The following is a 21,985-nucleotide window of genomic DNA, read 5'->3' as shown; positions in this document are numbered from 1 at the left end:
TCAAACAATTAATAATCAAAAAAATCAATCAAAATGAGTACAACAAAATGGACAATTGACCCTTCTCACAGTGAAGTAGGATTTAGCGTAAAACACATGATGTTCACAAAAGTAACCGGAACATTCGATACCGTAAACGCAACTGTTGAAGCCGAAGACGGTTTTAAAAATGCAGTAATTGATGCAACGATAGATACATCTTCTGTAAATACACGTAATGAACAACGCGACGGACACTTAAAAAGCGGAGATTTCTTCGATGTGGAAAACCACCCGCAAATCACTTTTAAAGCGGAACTTCCCGAATTAAAATCAGGTGTCATAGAAGGTGAGTTTTCATTACACGGAATTACCAAGAGAATTCCTCTGGACATTGAGTTCCACGGAGTGGGAAAAGACCCTTGGGGAAATGAAAAAGCAGCTTTTAGCTTTGAATCATCCATTAACCGCAAAGATTTCGGCCTTACATGGAACTCTGCCCTTGAAACAGGTGGTGTGTTGGTTGGAGAAGACGTGAAATTACGTGGTGAAATTCAACTAGTTAAGCAATAAGTTTAGTAAACAGATTTAGTAAAAGGCAGGTCGTTTCGATCTGCCTTTTTGTTTTCTCTAAGGTTTAATTTGTTCATTAAATTAACACACATGTTCATTTAATGAAGCACCACCTAAAGTTTTCGTTATTATTAAAACAAATAATAACAACTATGAACGTACGACTACTACTGCTCTCACTAACCGTGTTACCTCCTATCTCATGTTTTGCCCAACCCGCTAACGACAACCCTTGTTCGGCAACTGCCCTGGCAGTAAATGCTTCCTGTAGCTATACAGCGGGAACGAATGTAGCTGCAACCAATACTGCCGGAGTCACAGCTCCGGGTTGTGCCTCCTACTCAGGTCAGGATGTTTGGTTTTCAGCGGTGGTTCCTTCATCAGGAGCGATTGAGATCAATACGAACACAGGAACAATGACAGACAGCGGAATGGCATTATACTCGGGAACTTGCGGATCCCTTACCTTGCTGGAATGTGACGACGATAGTTCCCCTAACGGAAACATGTCATTCATTCATCACGGCGGACTGGCCCCTGGATCTACAGTTTATATTCGAATGTGGGATTACGGCGGAGGAACAGGAACCTTTTCCATATGTGTAATTGTTGGGACCCCTTGTGGAGGGGCACTGACGAACGATAATTGCCCCTCCCCTGCAATTTTAACCCAGGGACCCGGAACGTTCAGTGCTTCAACGGATGTAACCTTTACTGCAGATTTGCCTGGTAACGTAAACTCTGTATTCTGTGGTTCCATCGAAAACAACTCCTGGTATCAGTTTACTGCCAGCAGCACTTCTCACTCCTTCCCTATTGCCTCTGTAACAGGATGCGTAAGTGGTTGGGGAATCCAGGCCCATGTATATAGTGTAACTTATGATGCGTCAGGGTGCTGTACCGGATTTACTTCTATGTCTAACTGCTACAATCCCGGAAACACCACTTTGGGAACGGTAACTGCCACAGGCCTTACAATTGGAAATAATTACATGTTAATGATTGACGGGAATTCGGGTGACGGATGTGAATTCACCATTTCGGGATGGACTGGTACCGGAATATTGCCAGTCGAACTATCAGAATTTAATGGAAATTCGGAAAGCATCGGGAATATTCTTTCCTGGAGAACGGAAAGCGAATACAAAAACGATTACTTTGAATTGATGTATTCCAGGGATGCAGAACATTTCGAAAAGATCGGCATTATCCAGGGAGTCGGCACAAGTTCCGAGGCTCAGGAATACCAATTCATTCATCAGGGAGTACCGCTTGGAACAAGTTTCTACAAATTACAACAGGTGGACCTGAACGGGGAAAGAACAGATTCAAAAATCATCTCGGTTCATTCCAAAGAAGATTCGGACGGATTGTTCAGTGCCTACCCGAATCCTATGAAGGATCAACTGGTAATTCAGCTTCAAAGCTCCCGGAAAGAAATAATGAATATTGACATTACGGATCAAAAAGGAGTTTCCATACTGAAAGAACAAGTTTCCCTCAACGAAGGAATTACAAATCTGTATCGGGATATTTCTTCTTTAACTTCAGGAGTTTACACCCTGATTGTTACAAGCAGTACATCCTCTCAAAAACAACGTATTATTAAAATTGACTAAGATGAAAAAAACACTCTTTATATTCGCGATATGTTTTTTCTCAAATGGTGTATTTTCACAAACATCTGTATTTGAATTAAATCAGGAAAAAGCACGTTACAATCAGTCCAAAAACGTTTCACAAATCGTTTCACATATCTTTTACGCTGAAACTACCATCAGTAATTCGGATTTTACACAGATCAGTGCCGCTATGGAACAGAAAGACGGTTACGTTTCCTGTACCTTGAACGAACAAAACAACCTGATCATACAACACGAAAGTTGGGTTGAACTTAAAGACATTAAAGATGTGATCGGGCAGTTCGTTCCGGTGGAATCGGAAATAAAGCCTTTAACTAAATAATCAATAAACATTTTTAACAGGAAACCTCCGTTCGTCAGCCGACAGCGGAGGTTTTTGGTTTATAGGTTCTGTATTCTTTAAAACAAGAAGGAAGAGTAGTTTTCACAGTTAACTTCAAAGAAGCAAAGTTTGCGCCATGGAACTCTTTGCGCTCTTTTACCTTGCATCACGTCATTTCTGACTATGCTTCGTCTTCAAAGCCTTGCTTTTTCTTCTTTGGGGTTAAAAAAAAGCTCTCCGCCTTACACTTGCTCTTTCGAGTAAGCCTTCAGGGCGAACGAATTAATACCGAAACGGGGAAATCCTCTTCTTATCTGCAAAAGCTCTTAGAACACAGTTAAAGACGTTATAAACGGTAAAGTTCAGTCACAAAAAAAGCGGCCACTCTTTCGAATGACCGCTTTAACTTCTTAGAAAAATAAGATCAGATTCTTAGTTCTTCACAATTCTTTCTAGAGAAGTCCCGAATTCGGTTTTAATTCTTAAAGTATAAACTCCTCTTTCATAAGTGCTCAGATCAATCGGATCACCTGACTTAATTTGAGTTGTTTGAATCAATTTCCCCTGAACATCCATTACTTCAACAAGAGCTGAAGAAGCATCCATTGTCACAATAACGATATCGTGAGTCGGGTTCGGATGAACAGAAATGGAAGAGATCGTGTTTTCTTTGATTCCAACATTCGAAATGTTCACACAATTGGAAGTATCCGAACACGTGCCATTTGACACTACTACGGCATAGGTGCCGTTTGCAGCTGGAGCAAATGTTTGCGCTGTTGCTCCTGAAATCGCAGTGTTGGTAGTACAATTAATCCACTGGTAAGTTGTACCGGCAGATGCAGTAATTGTAGCATTTCCATTATCTGTTGCTGTTGCAACAAATGGTGTGATCGTCAGGTTCAGAGTGATCACCGAATCACAACCTGCAGCATTTGGAATCGTATCATTGTATGATCCGGATGCATTATATGTCATTCCGTTTTGTGCCCATACATAAGATGTACATGCAGTAGCGGAAACACTTGATGTTGTCGGCTGGTTAATTGTCAGGTTCAATGTAATCACTGAATCACAACCTGCAGCGTTTGGAATTGTATCATTGTATGATCCGGATGCATTGTATGTCATTCCGTTTTGTGCCCATACATAAGATGTACATGCAGTAGCGGAAACACTGGCCGTTGTCGGCTGGTTAATTGTCAGATTCAGCGTAATCGTTGAATCACAACCTGCCGCATTCGGGATAACTGCAGTATACAAACCTGAAGTCATATAAGTCGTTCCGCTTTGAGCCCATGTATATGAAGTACATGCCGTTTCGAACACCGTGCTGGTTGTCGGTTGATTGATTGTTAAACTCAAAGTAATTACCGAGTCGCAACCATACATGTTCGGAACTGTGTCATTATAAGCACCTGATGTATTATATGTCAAACCTGTTTGCGGCCATACGTATGATACGCACGCTGTAACAGGAACCAGGGATGCAGAAGGACCACCGATTGTTAAGTTCAGTGTAATCACCGAATCGCAACCTGCAGCATTCATAATCGTTGCTGTATATATTCCGGAAGCAATATAGGTCATACCGTTAACAGGCCATGTATACGTTTGACAAGCCGTTTGATTTAAAGTGGCTGTTGTTGGCTGATTGATTGTTAAGTTCAATGTAACCACCGAGTCACACCCGGCAGCATTTGTAATAGTATCATTATATGATCCGGATGTGTTATAAACAGTTCCATTTTGAGCCCATGTATAGCTGTTGCATGCTGTTGCACTAACAGAAGCAAATGTTCTGTTATTAATTGTAAGATTCAAAGTAATCACTGAATCACAACCTGCAGCATTCGGAATCGTAGCCGTATAAGCTCCGGAAGTTATATATGTAGTATTGTTTTGTGCCCATGTGTAAGAATCACATGCAATCACCGCCAAAGATGAACTTGAAGGCTGATTAACAGTAATTGTTGAAGTACTTTGAGAAGTACAACCGTTATCTCCGGTATAAGTCGCGACATAAGTCGTTGTTGTCGAAGGTTTTGCATAAACAGTATTTGAAGTTGTACCTGTATATGCGGTTGTTGCAGCTGCATTCGTATACAACGAACTTAAAGGAGTCCATGTCGGTTGAATGTTCGTATAAACAAAACGCATATTTGGTCTTAAAGCACTAGCACCTGAAGTACCCCAGCTTGTCAATGCATCAAATCCTGCAATACCACCGGCAATGTTATCGGAAGAACCGTAGTAAACCGTATTTGTTGCTGTCGTAGTTGTATTCGTGCGTGTTCCCGAACCGTTTCCACCGTTTCCGGCATTATGAACAGTTTCAACAACAATGTTCGATATACCATCCCACGTATATGGAGTAACAAGTGTAAAGGTTACCAAACCTGTAGCCGACGGAGTAAATGTTGTAGGTCCATAAACGGTAGTCGTTCCGGTAACAAATCCTGTAAGAGCTGTACTCGCAGTATTCCCCATACGAATTGTAAAGTTTGTACAAGCATTTCCTGCAAAAGCATTTAAGTCAAACGCTACCGAATTAATCTTGCTTCCCGCTATCATTCCCTGAGCAGTAAGTTCTGCCGCAGTAAATAACAGTTGGTGTTTGGTACCACCATAGTAAGCACTCAATGGATTCGGGAATGAAGTTGTTCCTGGAGCAGTTGTTCCTGTTCCTAAAATAGCCGTTCCGCCTGCAGATCCTCCGCTGGTCAATTGCTGAACAGCTCCGTTACAAATTACTGCTGTAGCAGGAGTAACCGGGAAGCTTACCGGTGCTGGGTTAACAGTGATGGATGTTGTAGCTGTTGTAACACATCCGTTATTGGCCCCGCCGCTTGCGTCTGTTGCAGTAACTGTATAAGAAGTATTGGCACTTGGAGAAGCAGTAACTGTTGCTCCGGTTCCTAATCCTCCTGACCAGGTATAGGTATAGTTCGGATCATTGGAACTTGTAACAGTTAAAGACGTTGATGTTCCGTTACAAATAGTTGTCGTTCCTGCAATTGCAATTGCCGGTGGACTTGTAACCGTAACAGTTACAGGAGTTCTCGCACTTGAACAGGTTCCGTTGTTTTCTGAAACATAGAATGTAGTTGTTGCTGAAACAGAGTATCCGCTTAATGAGCTTCCTGTCTGTCCTGAAATTGCAGTACCACCCGTAGCAGCTAAATACCAGGAGAATGTATTTCCTGGTGTTCCTGTTCCGGTAACGGAAGCTGTTGGAACTCCGGTTCCGCACTGAATACTGTTATTTGCTGTAGGAGCAATTGTTGCATTGTTGATCGTTACCGCCGGAGTTGATCCCATAGTCGAACATCCTGTTATCATATCAGTAACAGTCACTGTAAACACCTGGTTTACCGGTGATCCGCTTGTATTTATGATCGAAGTAGTTGCTGACGGAGTAGTTAACCCGGTTCCCGGAGCCCATGACCAGGTATATGAATTGTTGTGATTCATTCCAAAAGTCATTTTTGGTCTGGAAGATCTTGTTGCCGTTGCTGTTGTAGCTCCTAAAACAACCGCAGGTGTTTGACTGTCTGCGCGGTAGTATGCTGTTGAAACATAAGCTGTATTATCATAACTGACCTCAGAAGATGATCCTCCGCCATTGTTATTACTCCAGGATGTTTGAACGATCAGGTTACTTGTTCCGTCCCAAACAAAAGGAGCAGATAAAGTATAGGTGTTCAAACTCGCAGGAGTCAATGTTAGCACAGCGTTTGAGTATACCTGGGTCAAAGAAGCCGTAGGAATAAGACCCGCAGACAAATCTGCACTTGCAGTTGTTCCCATATGAATGGTAAATCCTGCATAAGTAGTTCCAACTGTTCCGATATTCAGTGCTACAGAGGTAATATTCCCTGCAGTTAAACCTGCCGCAGTTAATTCTGAAGCACGAATCACAAATTGTTCTTTAACTCCACCATAATTGTGATAGAACGGGCTGAAATAATCAGATGATCCGGTAAGCGCACCGGCTCCAACCGCAAATGGTCCGTCGTTAGAAGAGATTGCATTTGCAGTAAGCGCAATATTATCTCCACTACAAACAGTTGCCGGTAGAGCAGTTACCGCTGCAAGCAATGGAAGAGCATTCACAAGTACTGTAGCCGTTGCAGAAGCAGCACAGCCGCCGTCCGTTCCGGTAAGTGTATAAGTATATGTACCCGCAGCAGTCGGAGTAACAGAAATGGAAGCTCCTGTTAGTGGAGTTTCAGCACCGCTTCCGCTTGTTGCACTTTCAGTTGAATAAGTATAAGTCTGGAATGGTGTCGGATTCAGATTAGCAGCTGTCAAAGTTACTGATCCGCCGATACAAATTGCAGGAGCAGACGCTGTCAATGAAACCTGGTCCGGAGTTGAAACGTTAACCGTTACCGGTACTCGCACACTTTCACAACTTGTTACCGTATTCAACTCACTTACATAGAATGTAGTTGTTGCTGCTACTGCAGATGTGTATGTAGTGGAAGTATTTGACTGCAAAGCAGTTCCTCCGGATGAAGCAGCATACCAATTAAATGTCGGAGTCGGTAAGCCTGATGTAGACGTAACATTTGCTGTTGGTACCTGAACACCACACTGTGCACTGTTTACTGTTGTTGGAGCACTTGGCAAAGGATTCACCGTAACTGTTGTTGTCGGAGATGGTGAAACGGTACAACCTGCAGCTGTAATTGTTGCGGTATAAGTTGTTGTTGCAGATGGTGTTACTGTCAATGGATTTGTTGTTCCAACTGTACCCACTCCATCAGACCATGAAATGGCTTGAATTGCTGGCACCACAGCTCCTGTGAGTGTTACATTCAATCTATTAGTACTCAGCGTTCCGGTTGCTCCTCCATTTGTGGACCATGCGACCATGTTTCCTGCAGTTGCGGTATAATATGTCTGAGCATTATTCGTTGCATTTGCACCGTCATGACTAACCTCAACAACAATATTAGACGTTCCGTCCCAGATGTAAGGAGTTGAGAAGTTGATAACGTTCACACCGATAGCATGTGTATATGTTGCAGCTGGGAAAACAGTTGTATAACCTGTAGTAGATACGAAATCCGTAAATGCCGTTAATCCTGTAGTTCCAATCTTAACAACAAAGTTTGCATTGGTTGCAGCATCCCCTAATGTCGCAATATTGAACGACATTGAAGTTATCTGCCCCGCAGTCAAACCTCCTGCCGTTAATTCGGCAGCGGTATAAATAGTCTGCATACGATATGAAGACCATCTGTTACAAAATGCTGTTGGTTGTACAATTGCCCCTGTTAAAGTTGTAGCTGTTCCAATTGTAGCAGCTCCGTTTTTCGCTAATGTTGCAGTTAAAACAGAAGATGAACCAACGCAAAGGGTAGTTGAAGAAGCACTCGCTGTTGCGGTGACACCTGTAAGTGGCTCGTCAGTATAGGTTGTTCCTGTATACGAACCATTCAAACCAAGTGAATTTGTAGCAGCTACCCCCCATGCAATTACAGCATTCCCAGGTGTTGGAGCAGGAATTGTCCCTTCCCAGGTAGATCCTGAGGTATTCGTCATTACAATATTTGTTTGCGGGACACCATTCACAGAATAGCCAATAGTTGCCCCGGTGATTGTTCCTGAAGCAGTGGTTATATTAACAGATACTAACCGAGCCGCTGCAACACATTGTGTAGAAGTGGGAGGTGTAACTGAATTCAGTGTAATTACTGGAGCAGGTGTAGTTCCTGAGAACTCATATGCCCCGATATCTGGCATACCTGGACGAACCGCTCCTGTAAAGTCTGTTGTAATTGATGGTGTTCCTATTGGAGAAGCACCTGATTCAACCTGTGTGACAATTCCGGCAACCGGACGCAAGAAATCTGAACTTGCTCCTGTTAAGTTAATAAAGAAGTTTCCAGCTGTTCCATAACCCGAACCGGTAAATGTAGCTTCTCCGGTAAATGAATTTGCTTCTCGCGGTAAAACTGCTCCTTGATAAGGTATCATAGTTTGATATGAAATAGTTCCGTCATGCATAATCAAACGTGATGCTGAAGGAGTTCCAGCATAAAGCAGGTTCTTATTCGATGAAGAAGCAAAATTATTCAGCTGAATCCCAGAACGACGGAACGCAACAGTTAAACCGGTTCCAGCTGGAGTAGACTCATTAACAATAATATTGTTTCTCATATCAAGAGCAGCCGTTGAAGCTGTTGCACTTGCCTGATGATAAATTCCCGTTGTACCGAAGTTTGTGCCTGAAGACGTCGCATTCAAATAAACGGAATTGTAATAAACTCCATACGCAGCAGAAGTGGATGATGAATTAATATTGATTCCTCTAATAACATCTGCGCCACTTGCAATCGGTGCAGTAAGATCACTAATAAGATTATTGTACACATTAACACTTGTGCCACCTGTAACACTAATTCCAAATACAGTACCTCCAACATTAGAATTTGTCAAACTGTAAATACGGTTCGCATTCAAATTTGTAAGCGTTGCACCTGAAATTCCAATAGCATTCACCAAACTTGCTCCGGTAGAAGAAAGCCCATGAATGTCATTATTCGAAATATTAATTAGCGGCGAGGTATTCGAACAAGCAATTCCTGTTACGGCAGCTCCAGTACCAGAAGAAATTAATGATGCTAAGGTATTTCCGGTAATATTAGCAACTGTGGCACCATTAAAACTGCTACCAATATTGATTCCAGTTATTGATGACTGTCCCGTAATATTTGATATATTGTTAGATGAAATACTGGAATTACCACCCAAATAAGCTACGGTAATTCCAGTAATTGAAGAAGTACCGCCGGTAATCGAACCAATAGTGTTCCCGTTAAATGTTTTTGATGGCGAAGAACCAGATCCGTCTGAATCAGTAATACCCACAAAACCAGTCGCTCCTGTCAATATAACATTCGTCATGATATTATTTGAATAATTACATGTCGCAGAGTTTGGAGAACTTGCTCCGGTGGTCATAAATGTAACGGTTCCTCCCCCACCTGTTTTATTAAATCCAGTAATTATCGCATTGTTTGAAACAGATTTTGTCCCATTCGCAGGCATTGTATAGCTATGCCCGATAAAAGTCACACTTCCAGTGGTATTTACAGTTAAATTGTTAAAAGTATTTCCATTAATATTGGTAGTTAAATGTGCACTCACCGAACTGATCATCGCTAATGTACCTGATGCAGCTGCAATCGTATGACCAAACCCTGTAAATGAATTGTTATTGATGTTGCAAATTGATGTTGCGGAAGCCGAACCGCTCGGCTGGTTGATTCCATTAACAGCACCACCAACAACATTGGATTTTATGTTGATTGTGTTGTTGTTTACATTTTGTGTAAACGTACCGCTTGGTGTATTTGAAAAAGCTTGAATTAAAATTCCGTTCAAAGTACCCCCAGTTACTGTTCCATTACTTGTTAAAGTATTATAAGCAAGACTTATATTTTTTGAGTTTCTTACCAAAATTCCATTTACAGTACCTGAAACATTCACATAACTTGAAAAAGTTCCGGTCAAACCATAAGTGATATTATTCGGGTTCGCTAATGTACCGATAACGATTCCATCGTTCATATCCGCAGCTGCAGTAGGTCCAACAACTACGATACCGTTATTTACATTGGTAATCGTATTTCCAGTAATTGTTAATCCGGAATTACCACCTGCGGCGCCCGTGGCAGTTGCACCGGTAGTAACAGCCGCCATTGTATGCGTTGAATTCGCATAGATACCAAATGCATTTTGATAAGTGACCCCTAAGGAAATTGAATTATTGAGAATGCTTACATTGTTACAGCCATTTGTAGCTGAAGCATAAATCAATGCCACTCCCCACTCAGTCATGTTGTTAGACCCAGCTGTTGTAGTTGTATTTGCTGAATTCTCACGTAAGTCCAATCCGGAAATCGTTACATAATCAGACCCGCTCAATCGAATGATTCCGTCATTGAGGTTTCCGGCTGTAAGTGCCGCAGAAGCTGTTATAATTGGAAAAGGCGCTCCGCCAGTTCCCTGAATAACAATCGGATTTGCCGCTGTTCCGGTAGCTGTGATTGTAAATCCTCCTGCCGGTGCTGTTTCTGTGTGTCCGGAAGGAACATTTAAAGTGACACCCCCCGCTCCGATTCCGTTTGCGTTGATGTCTGTAACGAAGGCTGCAATGGTGGCATAATCAGTCGGAATGGTTTTTATTCCGGATACCTGTCCAAACAAACTTCCTGATCCAAGTATCAATAGTGCAAAGCACAAAATGAACCCTGAAAAATTCATGGTTTTGTTTTTCAACATAATCTATAATTTAAGTAACACTGCAAAAGTGTTACTATCCTTGCTACAAACAAAATTGATATGCCAATTGAGATCCTAAAACACTAGGTGGTAAACCGATTTAGTAGAAAAAGTAAAAACTTAAATAAATAGTTAAATCCAAGTCAATTCAGGGTGAAGCATCCTAAAACAAGGGTAAAAAAGAAATTATTGATTTGTTAATTATTTAACGTAATAATTAGCAATATTTTATCCAAATCGCAATTTAGACCGTTTTAAAAAGCCCAACCTTGTTATCATATGAAGATTTATGTTAATTTTAAGTACAAACATTTTAAAAAACGAAATTTTAACAAATTATTGGGACCCTGATAAAATTCAGTGTTTTTGTTTTATATACCCCAAAAACAGGTTTGGAGTTGGGCGATATTTTACCTTAATTTGAAGAAGTATTGCAATCCTGTTAAATGAAAAAGGCCTTTCTTATTTTAATGACTCTTATTGGCTTTCAGAATACCGCGCTTTGCCAAACATACCTGGGATTTGAGTACAACCCGAATATTCCTGTAAAAACAGGAAGCACAACCCTGAAAAACCCTTGGGCCGGAGGTATCAATTACGGTCAGTTCTCAAGTATCGATTATAATTTCGACGGATTGGAAGATCTGGTGATCTTTGATCGTAGCGGAGATGAATTCGTTCTCATGGAACATGTGATCAATGCATCCGTGCATGGATACAACTACGTTTATAAAGGTTTCCTCTATTTCCCGGACTGTAAATACCGCGCTGCTTTTGTTGATTATGACTCGGACGGAAAAAAGGACTTGTTCACTTATGGAATCGGGGGAATAAAGGTTTACAGGAACATTGGAAGTTCATCACTGGGCTTGCAGTGGCAATTGATCACGGAAATTCTTCAGACGGATTATGTCGGTGATATCTCCAATCTCTACGTAAGCGCAAGTGATATACCGGCTTACACCGATGTGGATTTCGACGGGGACATGGATATTTTGACCTTTCACATCGGCGGGCAAAACGTGGAATACCATCAGAATCAAAGTATGGAGCTTTATGGAATTCCGGATTCCCTCACCTTTGTACTGAAAAACCAATGCTGGGGGAAATTTAGTGAGGACCCGAATAATAATAACCTGTTTTTAAATGAAACGGAATATCCTTGCGAAAATGGGGATATACCAAATCCTTTAAGGCCGGAGAACCCGGGAAGAGAACAGGAAAACGAAAGTGGCGGGAGTCATTCCGGCTCTACCCTGCTGGCAATTGACGTCAACAACAATGGTGTAATGGATTTAATCCTGGGAGATGTGGCTTATCCCAATATTACGCTTTTAATGAATGGCGGAACGGCTCCGAACACCAATTCAGCAATGATCAGTCAGGACCATAATTACCCTTCTGTTTCGCATCCTGCTTATATGCAGCTGTTTCCTGCTATGTATTGGGAAGATGTCGACTTTGATGGAAACAAGGATTTGATTGTGGCACCGAATGCAAGAACAGTTTCCGAAAATCAAAACAGTGTCCAGTTATTCAAAAATACTGGAACAAATGCACTTCCGAACTTTGTCTTCCAGGAAGATAACTTTCTGCAAAAAGATATGATCGACCATGGGCTGGGAAGCATCCCTGTTTTAGTAGACGAGAACGGAGACGGATTGAAGGATCTTCTAATTGCTAACTTCATCCGGTACAAGCCCACATTAAGTCTCGAATCCGTATTTCAGCTCTATCGAAATACCGGTTCGGCAGCAAATCCTGAATTCACCCTGGTTAATAATGATTATCTGAGCCTTTCATCACTTGGACTGGGACTAAGAGCAGTGCCTGCTTTCGGAGATCTGGATGGCGATGGCGACCAGGATCTGATCATTGGCCGGGAAAATGGGAGCTTAATCCGTTTAACAAATACTGCCGGAGCAGGAAACCCAATGGCTTTCAGCCCCTCTACCCCGGTAAACGACCACACAGGAACTCCCATCCAGGTAGTTTCGTACGCATTTCCACAATTATTCGATCTGAACAAGGATGGTTTACAGGATTTAGTCATCGGAAAGAAAACAGGGGAAATTTCCTATTATCAAAATACCGGTACAAGTTCAAACCCGGTTTTCACACTTATCAGTGCAAACGTAGGTCAGGCAGATATTTCTCCGAATCCGGACGGATATGCCGCACCTCATTTCTTCCGGGTAAATGATACAACCCATTTGTTTGTCGGAGCTTATAACGGAAAACTCAATTATTACCACAACATTGACGGGCACCTGGCTGACGGGGATGTATTCAGTTTGTATTCTGACAGCTACCTTGATTTGGAGGTTGGTCTTTACAGTACCGTTTTCGTGGATGATATTGACGGAAATGGTTTTCTTAATATGTTCGTAGGACAAGATTTGGGAGGTTTGTTTCTGTTTGAAGCAGATCCCTTAAGTTCGGCCTCTGTTCCTGAAATGAAAATAGAATCAACGCTGGTGCTCTTCCCCAATCCAGGAAATGAGCTGATCCATGTGCTTTCAAAGGATGGACACCTCACCGGTCTGAAACTTCATGGGGCATATAATATTCTTGGACAAAAACAAGACCTCCAGCTTTTAGGAACAGGTATCGACGTCAGCGGATTAAAAGCCGGCACCTATTATTTTGTACTGGAAACAGATGGTCGAATCGAACATTTGAACTTCATCAAACACTAAATTTTCAGATACTTTTCATATTGCACTTTCCGCGACCATTGAACGGACTGAATTTCCGATTCAAAAATTCCAAACACTGTCGAGCCGGATCCCGTCATAGAAGCGTAAACTGCTCCGTGCTCATATAAGTCATTTTTGACCGTCGCTAATTCAGGATATTTCAGAAAAACTGACTCCTCAAAGTCATTTATCAACTGATCTTTCCATTCCCCAATCGGTTTTTCCAGAATTTCTTTTAGCGATACCCGATTATTATTCGGGGTAATTCCTTCATACGCTTCCTTTGTTGAAACGTGAATTCCAAGATTCACCAGGACCACATATTTATGCTTCAGATCGAAAGTCAAGGGAGTTAAGATCTCTCCTCTTCCCGCAGCAAACTGAAGTCCGCCATCGATAAAAAAAGCGCAGTCCGAACCAATTTTTGAAGCCATAACTTTCAATTGCTCATTCCCGATTTCAGGTGCGTAGGCATCCCGCATCAGTTTCAGGGCAAACGCTGCATCCGAGGATCCGCCGCCTAACCCGCCTCCCATCGGGATCAGTTTGTGTAAATGAAAAGCAAGTGCCGGGATTGATTTATGCTTCCTGAATTCTGCTTCGGCATCTGACACTAAATTGCCGGATCCCGGAATCTCTAGACCGGAAGTAGTGAACCCGGACTCTCTGCTTTCAATGAGTTCAAGGATGTCATTGAAGGGAAGTTCCAACATGGCAGTTTCGATGTCGTGGTATCCGTCTTGCCGTCTTTGCAAGATGTGTAAACCAAGGTTTATTTTGCATGTTGGAAAATTAATCATGCTGTAAAAATAATAGATGCGAACTATTTTCGTAAATTTCGCCCCTCAAAATAGCAATTATGTCAACATATTTAGATTTTGAAGAACCTTTAAAGGCTTTAGAAGAACAAATTGAACAAACGCGGGAGATCGGAAACAGCACTGGTGTTGATATGTCTGATAAAATCCGTGTTTTGGAAGAGAATCTCACAAAAAAAACAAAGGAAATATTCAGCAAGCTGACTCCCTGGCAGCGCGTTCAGCTGTCCCGTCATCCGGACAGACCTTATACCCTTGCTTACATCAATGCGATTACTGGTTTTTCTTTCCAGGAATTACATGGTGACCGGACGGTAAAAGACGACAAAGCGATGATCGGTGGTTTCGGATTACTTGACGGAAGAACAGTGATGTTCATCGGTCAGCAAAAAGGGATCAACACCAAAATGCGCCAGTACCGTAATTTCGGAATGCCGAATCCGGAAGGATATCGCAAGGCTTTACGCTTAATGAAATTGGCTGAAAAATTCAACAAACCGATTGTGACCTTCATCGATACTCCTGGAGCATTTCCGGGACTTGAGGCAGAAGAAAGAGGTCAAGGAGAGGCTATTGCGCGCAACATCTATGAAATGATGCAGTTGAAAGTTCCTGTAATTTGTATCATCATTGGTGAAGGTGCTTCCGGTGGAGCTTTGGGAATCGGTGTCGGAGACAAGGTTGTAATGCTTGAAAACACCTGGTATTCCGTTATTTCTCCGGAATCCTGTTCGTCCATCTTATGGAGATCTTGGGATTACAAGGAAAAAGCTGCCGAAGCATTGAAATTGACCAGCTCAGATATGAAACGTTTGAAATTGGTTGACGATGTCATTGAAGAACCTCTTGCAGGAGCTCACAGAGACCAGGAAGCAAGCTTTCAAACGGTAAAAACAAAAATTATTGAATACTTGAAAGAATTGGATCCGAAGGATCCTGAACAACGCATTGAAGAACGAATCGAGAAGTTCAATTCAATGGGTGTTTGGAACGGATAAGAGAAGTTCAAAGTTAAAAAGAACTTTTTCCCATATTAAAAAGGTCATCCAAAAGGATGGCCTTTATTTTTGGAACCTTGCCCCCTGATCCCTTTATATTTTCTTAAACTCCCACGTATTTACCGTATGCTCGTCATTGAGGTCAATGATCAGAGTGACGTGTATTGACTTCCTTATTTCCAGTGATTTTTCATAAATAGCTTCTACGGAATAATTGTTAATGATCGTGTGATCCTGCCAGACCCCATTCACAAATGACTGATTAACGATCCGGATTCGATGTGAGCCTTTAGGAATCTTTACAGAAAAGCCCCCGCCTTTGCTTTCTTGTGATTGGGGGGAAATTCCATATTCAATGTCATCTACGAAAACTAGCATTCTCGATAAATGGTCGTAACCCTCTTCCACATGAATAAAGCTCCAGTCAATTTTCATCGGATAATGCCTCCCTTTGAAGGCTGCTTTTTTCCTGATCAATTCAATACCATTCGTATCGAAGCGGATAATTGAAACATTCCCCCCGTCAAGATTAAATTCGATTTGAACCTTGGAAACTTCCCTTGCATTCAATTCAAACTCACAAATGGCATTAATGCTAAATTGGTTTTCAAACGTGTGTTCGGCCCATTTTCCATTGTAATAGGCTTCATTGACCAGGCGGATTTTGTGTTCTTTTTTCGAAAGTTTCAATTGATAAGTACCCCATTCACTTTGATGAAATGATTTTGAAACTGGCATTTCTTTACCATCAACACTTATCTTACTCCTATTCAAATGGTCATACCCCTCCTCTATTCCTTTGAATTTCCATTCAAGAATAACATATTGCTCCTTCGAATGGACATTCAAAAAGAACAATAAAAATACGCAAGTTATTAAGTTGTTTACTGTCATTATACATTTCAGTATTACAAAGTTAGTTAATTAAACGAGCTCAACTAACCAACAAATAAGCTATTTTAGGATTCCTATATTAGAACCTGTTTCCTACCGGCAAAGTAGATTGTTTTTGAAAAAGCATTCCAACCATCAACGGATTTCTGTATTTAAAACATAGTTATTTATCCGGGTAAATATTATCTTGGCAAACAAAAAGAAACTAACTAGAATGATTAATAAACTATTATTTATAGGAGCAGCTTGTTGCTTTACACATTTTTCAATCGCCCAGGAAGACTCCCTTGAAGTAGAGGAAACCGAGAGTTCTGTTGATACAAACCTGGTTGAACAAACGTTCCAGTCCACCCGGATTGTAAGCGGCCATTCGGTAGAATGTTTACGCAAAGGCGTACTGGAATTTCGGGTAGAACACCGTTTTGGTGATTTGGCAGGTTCAGGTGGCGGAGTCCAAAATTGGTTTGGCCTTGACAACTCAAGTGATATTCGCCTGGCATTCGAATACGGGATTACCGATCATTTAATGGTTGGCGTGGGAAGAAGTAAAGGAACAGGAGCTCCATACCGGTCATTGCTCGATGGATTTGCCAAATACCGGATCCTTCAGCAGCGTAAAAAAGGAATGCCCATTTCACTGGCTGTTTCAGGAAGCATGTTTTATACTTATATGAAAGCTCTTCCGGATATCTCTGCTGTTGCTCATTTCCCGAAGCAGGAACACCGTTTTTCGTATTCGGCACAATTAAATATTGCCCGTAAATTCGGAGACCTGGTTAGTCTTGCAGTGATACCAACTGTTGTACACCGGAATTATGTTGCTGCGGATGATCAAAACACGCTCTTTTCTTTAGGCGGTGCAATGCGCTGGTCTATTACACAACGTTTGGGGATTATGGTTGAATATTACCAGGTATTCCAGGATAAAGGAATGCGGAAAACCAATTTCAACAGCCTCGGCTTTGCCGTTGAGTGGTTGACTTTCGGACATAACTTCACCATTTACCTGACCAATGCCCGTGGCTTCGGAGAAACGCAATTTATCACCAATACTTACGACAACTGGTTAAAAGGTCAATTTAGGATTGGTTTTTGTATCGGAAGAAAGTTCGAGTTCGGACAGTAATGTGATTACTGATGGCTATTGACTAAAAAACAATAAAACAACTGATTATGAAAAAAATAATTTACCCGGCTTTGGCCTTATGTCTATTTGCAAGTTCAGCATTTGTGACACTTACAGCAACAAAAGATTATACTTTCAAAGAAGGATTTACGATTGCATTCAAAAGTAAAGATCCGTCAGGAGAATTCAAAAAGGCAAAAGGAACCATCAAGTTTGACGAGAGTGATCTGGATAATGCTAAATTCGACATTACAATTGAGGTGAATTCCATCAATACCGGAAATTCCATGCAGAATAAAAAATCACAAACTTCCGAGTGGTTCGAAGCAAGTAAGTATCCTACCATCAAGTTTGTTTCTTCCAAAGTGGAAAAAGCCGGTGATAATTATTCCATTACAGGTAAACTGACAATGAAGGGAGTTACCAAGGAGAAAAAAATTCCTGCTACCGTAACCAAATCCGGAAATGATCTGACCTTTTCTGGTAAATTCACAGTTAATCGGATTGATTATGGTGTAGGACATAAAAGCGATGCCGTTCCGGATATAATGAATATTTCCTACTCTATACCTGTAACTGAAAAATAGATTCGGTATGTTCAAACGCTTTTTTTTCTTAGCAATAACAGCCGGATTATTTTCTTCGGTAGTTGCATGGATTTATTCGTCTTTCTATAAAAACACCATTGTCGATTTTACCGAAGCAACCGGCTATTGGCATTTGCTTTGCTTTTCCCTGATGATCACTTTGGGAATCAGTATTCTTAGCGCTGGAATCTATGCGCTTTTGAAAAACAAATCACTGGCGGCTTTCATTGCCCATTTCATTCTTTCCGGGTTTTCTGTTTCACTTGTCTTTTACGTATTAGCCATGGACGATCCCGAATTTAAGAATGAAGATGCAATGGCTATGATCGACTATTTCAAAGGATATATGATTCCTTTTGTATTCATTCCTGCACTCTCATGGATGAGCTTTAAACCTTTATTTATTAAATGATCGAATGAAAAAAACGATTAATATTTTCTTTGCATTGAGCAGCATAACTGTTCTTACCTTGTTCATACCAAGTGCATGCTCCAAGGCAAAAGCTCCGCCCACGCAGCCAGAAATAGTTTGTACAAGTACGATTTCATTTAGTCAGCAAATTGCTCCGATGATTCAGGAAAACTGCGCCGGTTGTCATGGAAGCGGTGCCGGAACATCTCCGGTTTTATCCAATTACACTGAGATTTCGGAAAATGCGCATGCTATGTTAAATGCAATGCACGGAACTCCTCAATTAATGCCACAAGGCGGCCCGGCATTGGCAGATTCACTCCTACAACAATTTCAATGCTGGATGCAACAGGGTAAAATGAACAATTAGACTTCGGAAATTCATAATTTATTACCGCAATTTCATAACAACAAACAGCGCTGACTTAAATAGCTTTGTATCAATCAGTTTATGAAACAACTTAAAAAATGACTATGAATAAGAATTACATCTATATCGGACTCCTTGCAGCCACAGGGTTTCTTGTGAGTTTTTCAGGCAATGAATCCGTCCAAAAAGTAAAAAAATTCAGTAAGAATTTTCACTCAGGTTTAAATCAGGCTGGAAGTCCGGGCGGAAGAACCGGGGCACCAGGGGATGGAACCTGCACCCAATGTCATGCAGGAACAGTACAAAGCGGTTCAGGATTTAATTCGGTTACGCTTATGCATGCCGGAAATCCTGTAACAGAGTACGAACCAAGTACTACTTACCAGGTCCAGGTAACAATGGCTTCAAACAATCCTAAAAATGGTTTTGAAATTGTTGCTTTAAATCCAAATAACACCCTTGCAGGAACTATTGCAATTACGGATGCAACACATACTAAATCCATTGTTTCGGGAGGGAAAACACGTGTTACTCACAAACTGGCAGGTACAAGCCTAAACAGCTGGTCATTTAACTGGACATCACCTGCTACCAATGTAGGGACAGTTACTTTCTACCTGGCAACCAACCAAACTAACAGCAGCAGCAGCAGTGACGGAGATGTTATTCGTACTTCTCAACATCAATTCGGTTCTCAAGCATCAATGGAAGAGATCACGAATAAACTTGAAACACAGGTTGGCTACCAGCCAAACACGAATTCCTTAAATATTCACCTCGACAGTAAAGTAGATGGTTCCGTTTTTGTCAATTTAGTGGATTTGAATGGAAAATCTGTTTTCACGGAAAAGTTGGGGATGGTTAGCGCCGGTGAAAGTTCACTTTCCGTACGACTTGACAATGAGCTAAACAGTGGGATTTACATGGTCCATGTTTCTGTTGACAACAATATGACAATGAAAAGGGTTTTTATTTCAAAGTAATTTAAACATCATAAACACAGTTGGTACGCGACTCATCGCGTGCCAACTGTGTTTTTATCCGCGTTGTGGATTCGTCTGTGAGTACGTAATTAATCGCGCGCCCACATTTTCATTAACCAATTCTTCTTTGAACCAATTCATCCACCCGCTCATACACCTGCGAAGGTGTACTTGTTCTCCATTCGATATCTTCGAGATCTCCACCCATTACAAAATAATGATCTACCCGCGCCTTCTCGAACTCACTGATAACATGATCGTGAAAATTAACTAATGCGATCCATCCCTCTTCCACATCATCAAACCACTCTTCATAATAACAATCGTCCGAATAATGGAAATTCAATACATTTTCCCCTATCAGGATAAACTTATTGATTCCATGCGACATGATTTCCTCAATCACATTCCGCTTAAGTGTCATAACATCGTTTTCGATCGCATCGTTCCATTCACCTATAAACTCCATGATTGCATATCCCTCTTCGTAATCCACAAATAAGATTTTTGTGAATAAGGTTCTCGATCCGATATTATCCCATTGGGGATGGATCAGGAAATTGTAGATCCGGTCTGTAAATTCAAATTCGCTGTACTCTCTGTCATAAAACGGAGAAAGTGAATCCTCAGATGCGATGTACAAGTGTCTCCAATTAAAATATGGTTCAATAAAATGCACGGGATCAATGTTTTAAGTTTGGAATAAAAATTGTAAATATGAACTTCGAAATTAAAAAGAAAGTCTACATTTGAGTGTCAATTTGAAACAAAAATTTATCCATGAAAAAATACAATAAATCGTTAATAATCAGCATCTTCACGTTTTGCGGGATTCTATTCATCAGTTCATGTTCATCCGATTCAAAAGAGCGGGATGCTGCAGAAGCTGCTTCAGCTATGATTGAAGGTAATGAAAAAATAGTTGCTTTTGGTCACATCAGCGCCATGAATATCCTGAATAATGCAGATTATAAAAGCATTCCGAAAGTGAATACCATCTTAGGAAGTGTTTTGGGTAACTGGAAAAAAGGATTGGAAATTGACAAGCCTATTTACTATGCACTGGAAGCTCCTTTTGGTCATGACGCAACTCCGGAAACAGTTTACGCACTAATCAATATTAAAGACCAGGATAGCCTGGCGTCGATCATCAGTGAAATGGGATATGCGCTTGACAAAGACGGCGACATTTCTTATCACCAAGAAGACGATGTGACTTTCGGGATCCGGAACAAACTTCTGATTATTATCAGTAAACCTGGTGATTACGACGGCAAAGCCGAAATAAAAGAAGCATTCACTTTAACTGAAGGTGATCTTTCGGAAGATATAGCTGAAGAAATCATTGAGGAAAAAGGAGATATTGTTTCAGGAATTGACATTGCCCGTTTATTGGCGACATCAAATACAGAATTGACAAACCTTTCTACCGAAAAGAAAGAACACCTGGATGCTTTGGTGGAGAATGCTTATATCAAAACTGTCGCAAATTTCACCAACGGAATGGCTACTGTTGAATCTACAAATCTTTTCTCCGACGATTTGAAAGATGAGTTGTTCTTTAAGGATAAAAATGGCTCGACTTTAGTAAGTAAGCTTGGTGGTGGCGATCCGTGGATGGGAATTGCAATGAACCTGGATTTGAGAAAAGGTGAAAGCTTTTTAGACGATTACCTGCCAACTGCTCAAAAACGATTGACAGAGGATTTTCCGGGTGAAGCAAAATTTGCGTTAATGGCTCTAGGAGAAAACCCTTTCTCAAAATTGTTTTCTGGTCACGCCGGTATTGTTTTCAAAGGAGATGCCAGATCTGCAATGGGTATGGAATTGGAATACACAAGTTTCCTTGGCCTCGGTCCGAAAGGCGACATTCTGCAAAAAATAATGGATGATCAATTTTCCGTTTTTGGAGAAAAGAAAGGAGATACTTACATTATGGGGGATGTCCGCATTAAATCGAATAAAGAAGGAATCTTTACTTCAAGCGGGAAAGCAAGCGGAGGAAAATTAAAATTGCCTCCTTATGCAAAGAATTTTGGCGAAGACAGTTTCTCCCTCTTCATAGCATTTGAAAAAATGGATATCGCAAGTTTGGATTTGGAAGACGAAGCGAAAGTGGTTGAAATTCTTCAATACGTGACGATCAATGCAAACAGAGATGGCTCGACAATAGTTATTGCTGCAAAGAATAAGAAAACCAATATTTTGAAACAAATCACTGATTTTTACGCAAAGCAAATCATGGGAAAAATTGATGGTATGAGTGTGTAATAATTTCTTTTA

At 41.1% G+C, this 21,985-nt stretch carries 15 protein-coding genes; 11 read left to right on the top strand and 4 right to left on the bottom strand.

All coding sequences use genetic code 11. The features are described from left to right. Positions 1–33 precede the first annotated feature (33 nt). The 3 genes from K0S23_RS05930 (at position 34) to K0S23_RS05920 (ending at position 2,517) form a co-directional block, all read left to right on the top strand. Entirely contained in the window at positions 34–552 is a 519-nt protein-coding gene (locus tag K0S23_RS05930) for a YceI family protein (protein ID WP_300355518.1), read from the top strand. Between the two features lie 152 nt (positions 553–704). After that, entirely contained in the window at positions 705–2,171 is a 1,467-nt protein-coding gene (locus K0S23_RS05925) for a T9SS type A sorting domain-containing protein (RefSeq protein WP_300355517.1), read from the top strand. 1 nt (position 2,172) lies between these two features. Further along, positions 2,173–2,517 carry a hypothetical protein gene (locus tag K0S23_RS05920; RefSeq protein WP_300355516.1) on the top strand — a complete coding sequence of 115 codons (345 nt, stop codon included), beginning with the start codon at positions 2,173–2,175 and terminating at the stop codon, positions 2,515–2,517. A gap of 432 nt (positions 2,518–2,949) precedes the next feature. On the opposite strand, the gene K0S23_RS05915 is transcribed toward K0S23_RS05920, so the two are convergent. Continuing rightward, positions 2,950–10,815, bottom strand: coding sequence for a T9SS type A sorting domain-containing protein (locus tag K0S23_RS05915; protein ID WP_300355515.1), 7,866 nt, complete (start codon positions 10,813–10,815; stop codon positions 2,950–2,952). A 446-nt stretch (positions 10,816–11,261) separates the two neighbouring features. On the opposite strand from K0S23_RS05915, the gene K0S23_RS05910 reads away from it, so the two are divergent. Then, positions 11,262–13,514, top strand: a complete 2,253-nt coding sequence (locus K0S23_RS05910; protein WP_300355514.1) for a T9SS type A sorting domain-containing protein — start codon at positions 11,262–11,264, stop codon at positions 13,512–13,514. Here K0S23_RS05910 and ispE read toward each other — a convergent pair. Beyond that, positions 13,511–14,314, bottom strand: a complete 804-nt coding sequence (ispE, locus tag K0S23_RS05905) for a 4-(cytidine 5'-diphospho)-2-C-methyl-D-erythritol kinase (RefSeq protein WP_300355513.1) — start codon at positions 14,312–14,314, stop codon at positions 13,511–13,513. The genes K0S23_RS05910 and ispE overlap by 4 nt on opposite strands. A gap of 59 nt (positions 14,315–14,373) precedes the next feature. Between ispE and K0S23_RS05900 the strand changes: the two genes are divergently transcribed. Then, positions 14,374–15,330, top strand: coding sequence for an acetyl-CoA carboxylase carboxyltransferase subunit alpha (locus K0S23_RS05900; RefSeq protein WP_300355512.1), 957 nt, complete (start codon positions 14,374–14,376; stop codon positions 15,328–15,330). A gap of 93 nt (positions 15,331–15,423) precedes the next feature. Here K0S23_RS05900 and K0S23_RS05895 read toward each other — a convergent pair whose 3' ends face one another. Beyond that, positions 15,424–16,224, bottom strand: coding sequence for a hypothetical protein (locus K0S23_RS05895; RefSeq protein WP_300355511.1), 801 nt, complete (start codon positions 16,222–16,224; stop codon positions 15,424–15,426). Between the two features lie 214 nt (positions 16,225–16,438). Between K0S23_RS05895 and K0S23_RS05890 the strand changes: the two genes are divergently transcribed. The 5 genes from K0S23_RS05890 (at position 16,439) to K0S23_RS05870 (ending at position 19,702) form a co-directional block, all read left to right on the top strand. After that, positions 16,439–17,350 (top strand): DUF5777 family beta-barrel protein, encoded by a 912-nt coding sequence (locus K0S23_RS05890; protein ID WP_300355510.1) that lies wholly within the window; start codon positions 16,439–16,441, stop codon positions 17,348–17,350. Positions 17,351–17,397: 47 nt separating this feature from the next. Further along, a complete protein-coding gene (locus K0S23_RS05885) occupies positions 17,398–17,937 on the top strand; it encodes a YceI family protein (RefSeq protein ID WP_300355509.1) in 540 nt (179 codons plus the stop codon). 7 nt (positions 17,938–17,944) lie between these two features. Next, positions 17,945–18,349 (top strand): hypothetical protein, encoded by a 405-nt coding sequence (locus tag K0S23_RS05880; RefSeq protein ID WP_300355508.1) that lies wholly within the window; start codon positions 17,945–17,947, stop codon positions 18,347–18,349. Positions 18,350–18,353: 4 nt separating this feature from the next. Next, positions 18,354–18,719 carry a hypothetical protein gene (locus K0S23_RS05875; protein ID WP_300355507.1) on the top strand — a complete coding sequence of 122 codons (366 nt, stop codon included), beginning with the start codon at positions 18,354–18,356 and terminating at the stop codon, positions 18,717–18,719. 104 nt (positions 18,720–18,823) lie between these two features. Beyond that, a complete protein-coding gene (locus K0S23_RS05870; RefSeq protein WP_300355506.1) occupies positions 18,824–19,702 on the top strand; it encodes a choice-of-anchor V domain-containing protein in 879 nt (292 codons plus the stop codon). A gap of 112 nt (positions 19,703–19,814) precedes the next feature. Here K0S23_RS05870 and K0S23_RS05865 read toward each other — a convergent pair whose 3' ends face one another. Further along, the gene (locus K0S23_RS05865; RefSeq protein ID WP_300355505.1) at positions 19,815–20,345 is read right to left on the bottom strand and encodes a hypothetical protein; all 531 of its coding nucleotides are present in this window, start codon (positions 20,343–20,345) and stop codon (positions 19,815–19,817) included. Positions 20,346–20,482: 137 nt separating this feature from the next. Between K0S23_RS05865 and K0S23_RS05860 the strand changes: the two genes are divergently transcribed. Next, positions 20,483–21,973, top strand: a complete 1,491-nt coding sequence (locus tag K0S23_RS05860; protein ID WP_300355504.1) for a hypothetical protein — start codon at positions 20,483–20,485, stop codon at positions 21,971–21,973. Positions 21,974–21,985 lie beyond the last annotated feature (12 nt).

The organism is Fluviicola sp. (assembly GCF_029266855.1).
Classification (GTDB): Bacteria; Bacteroidota; Bacteroidia; order Flavobacteriales_D; family Crocinitomicaceae; genus Fluviicola.
Note: the sequence above shows the minus strand (reverse complement) of the source record. Positions and strands in the feature narration are given on the sequence as shown.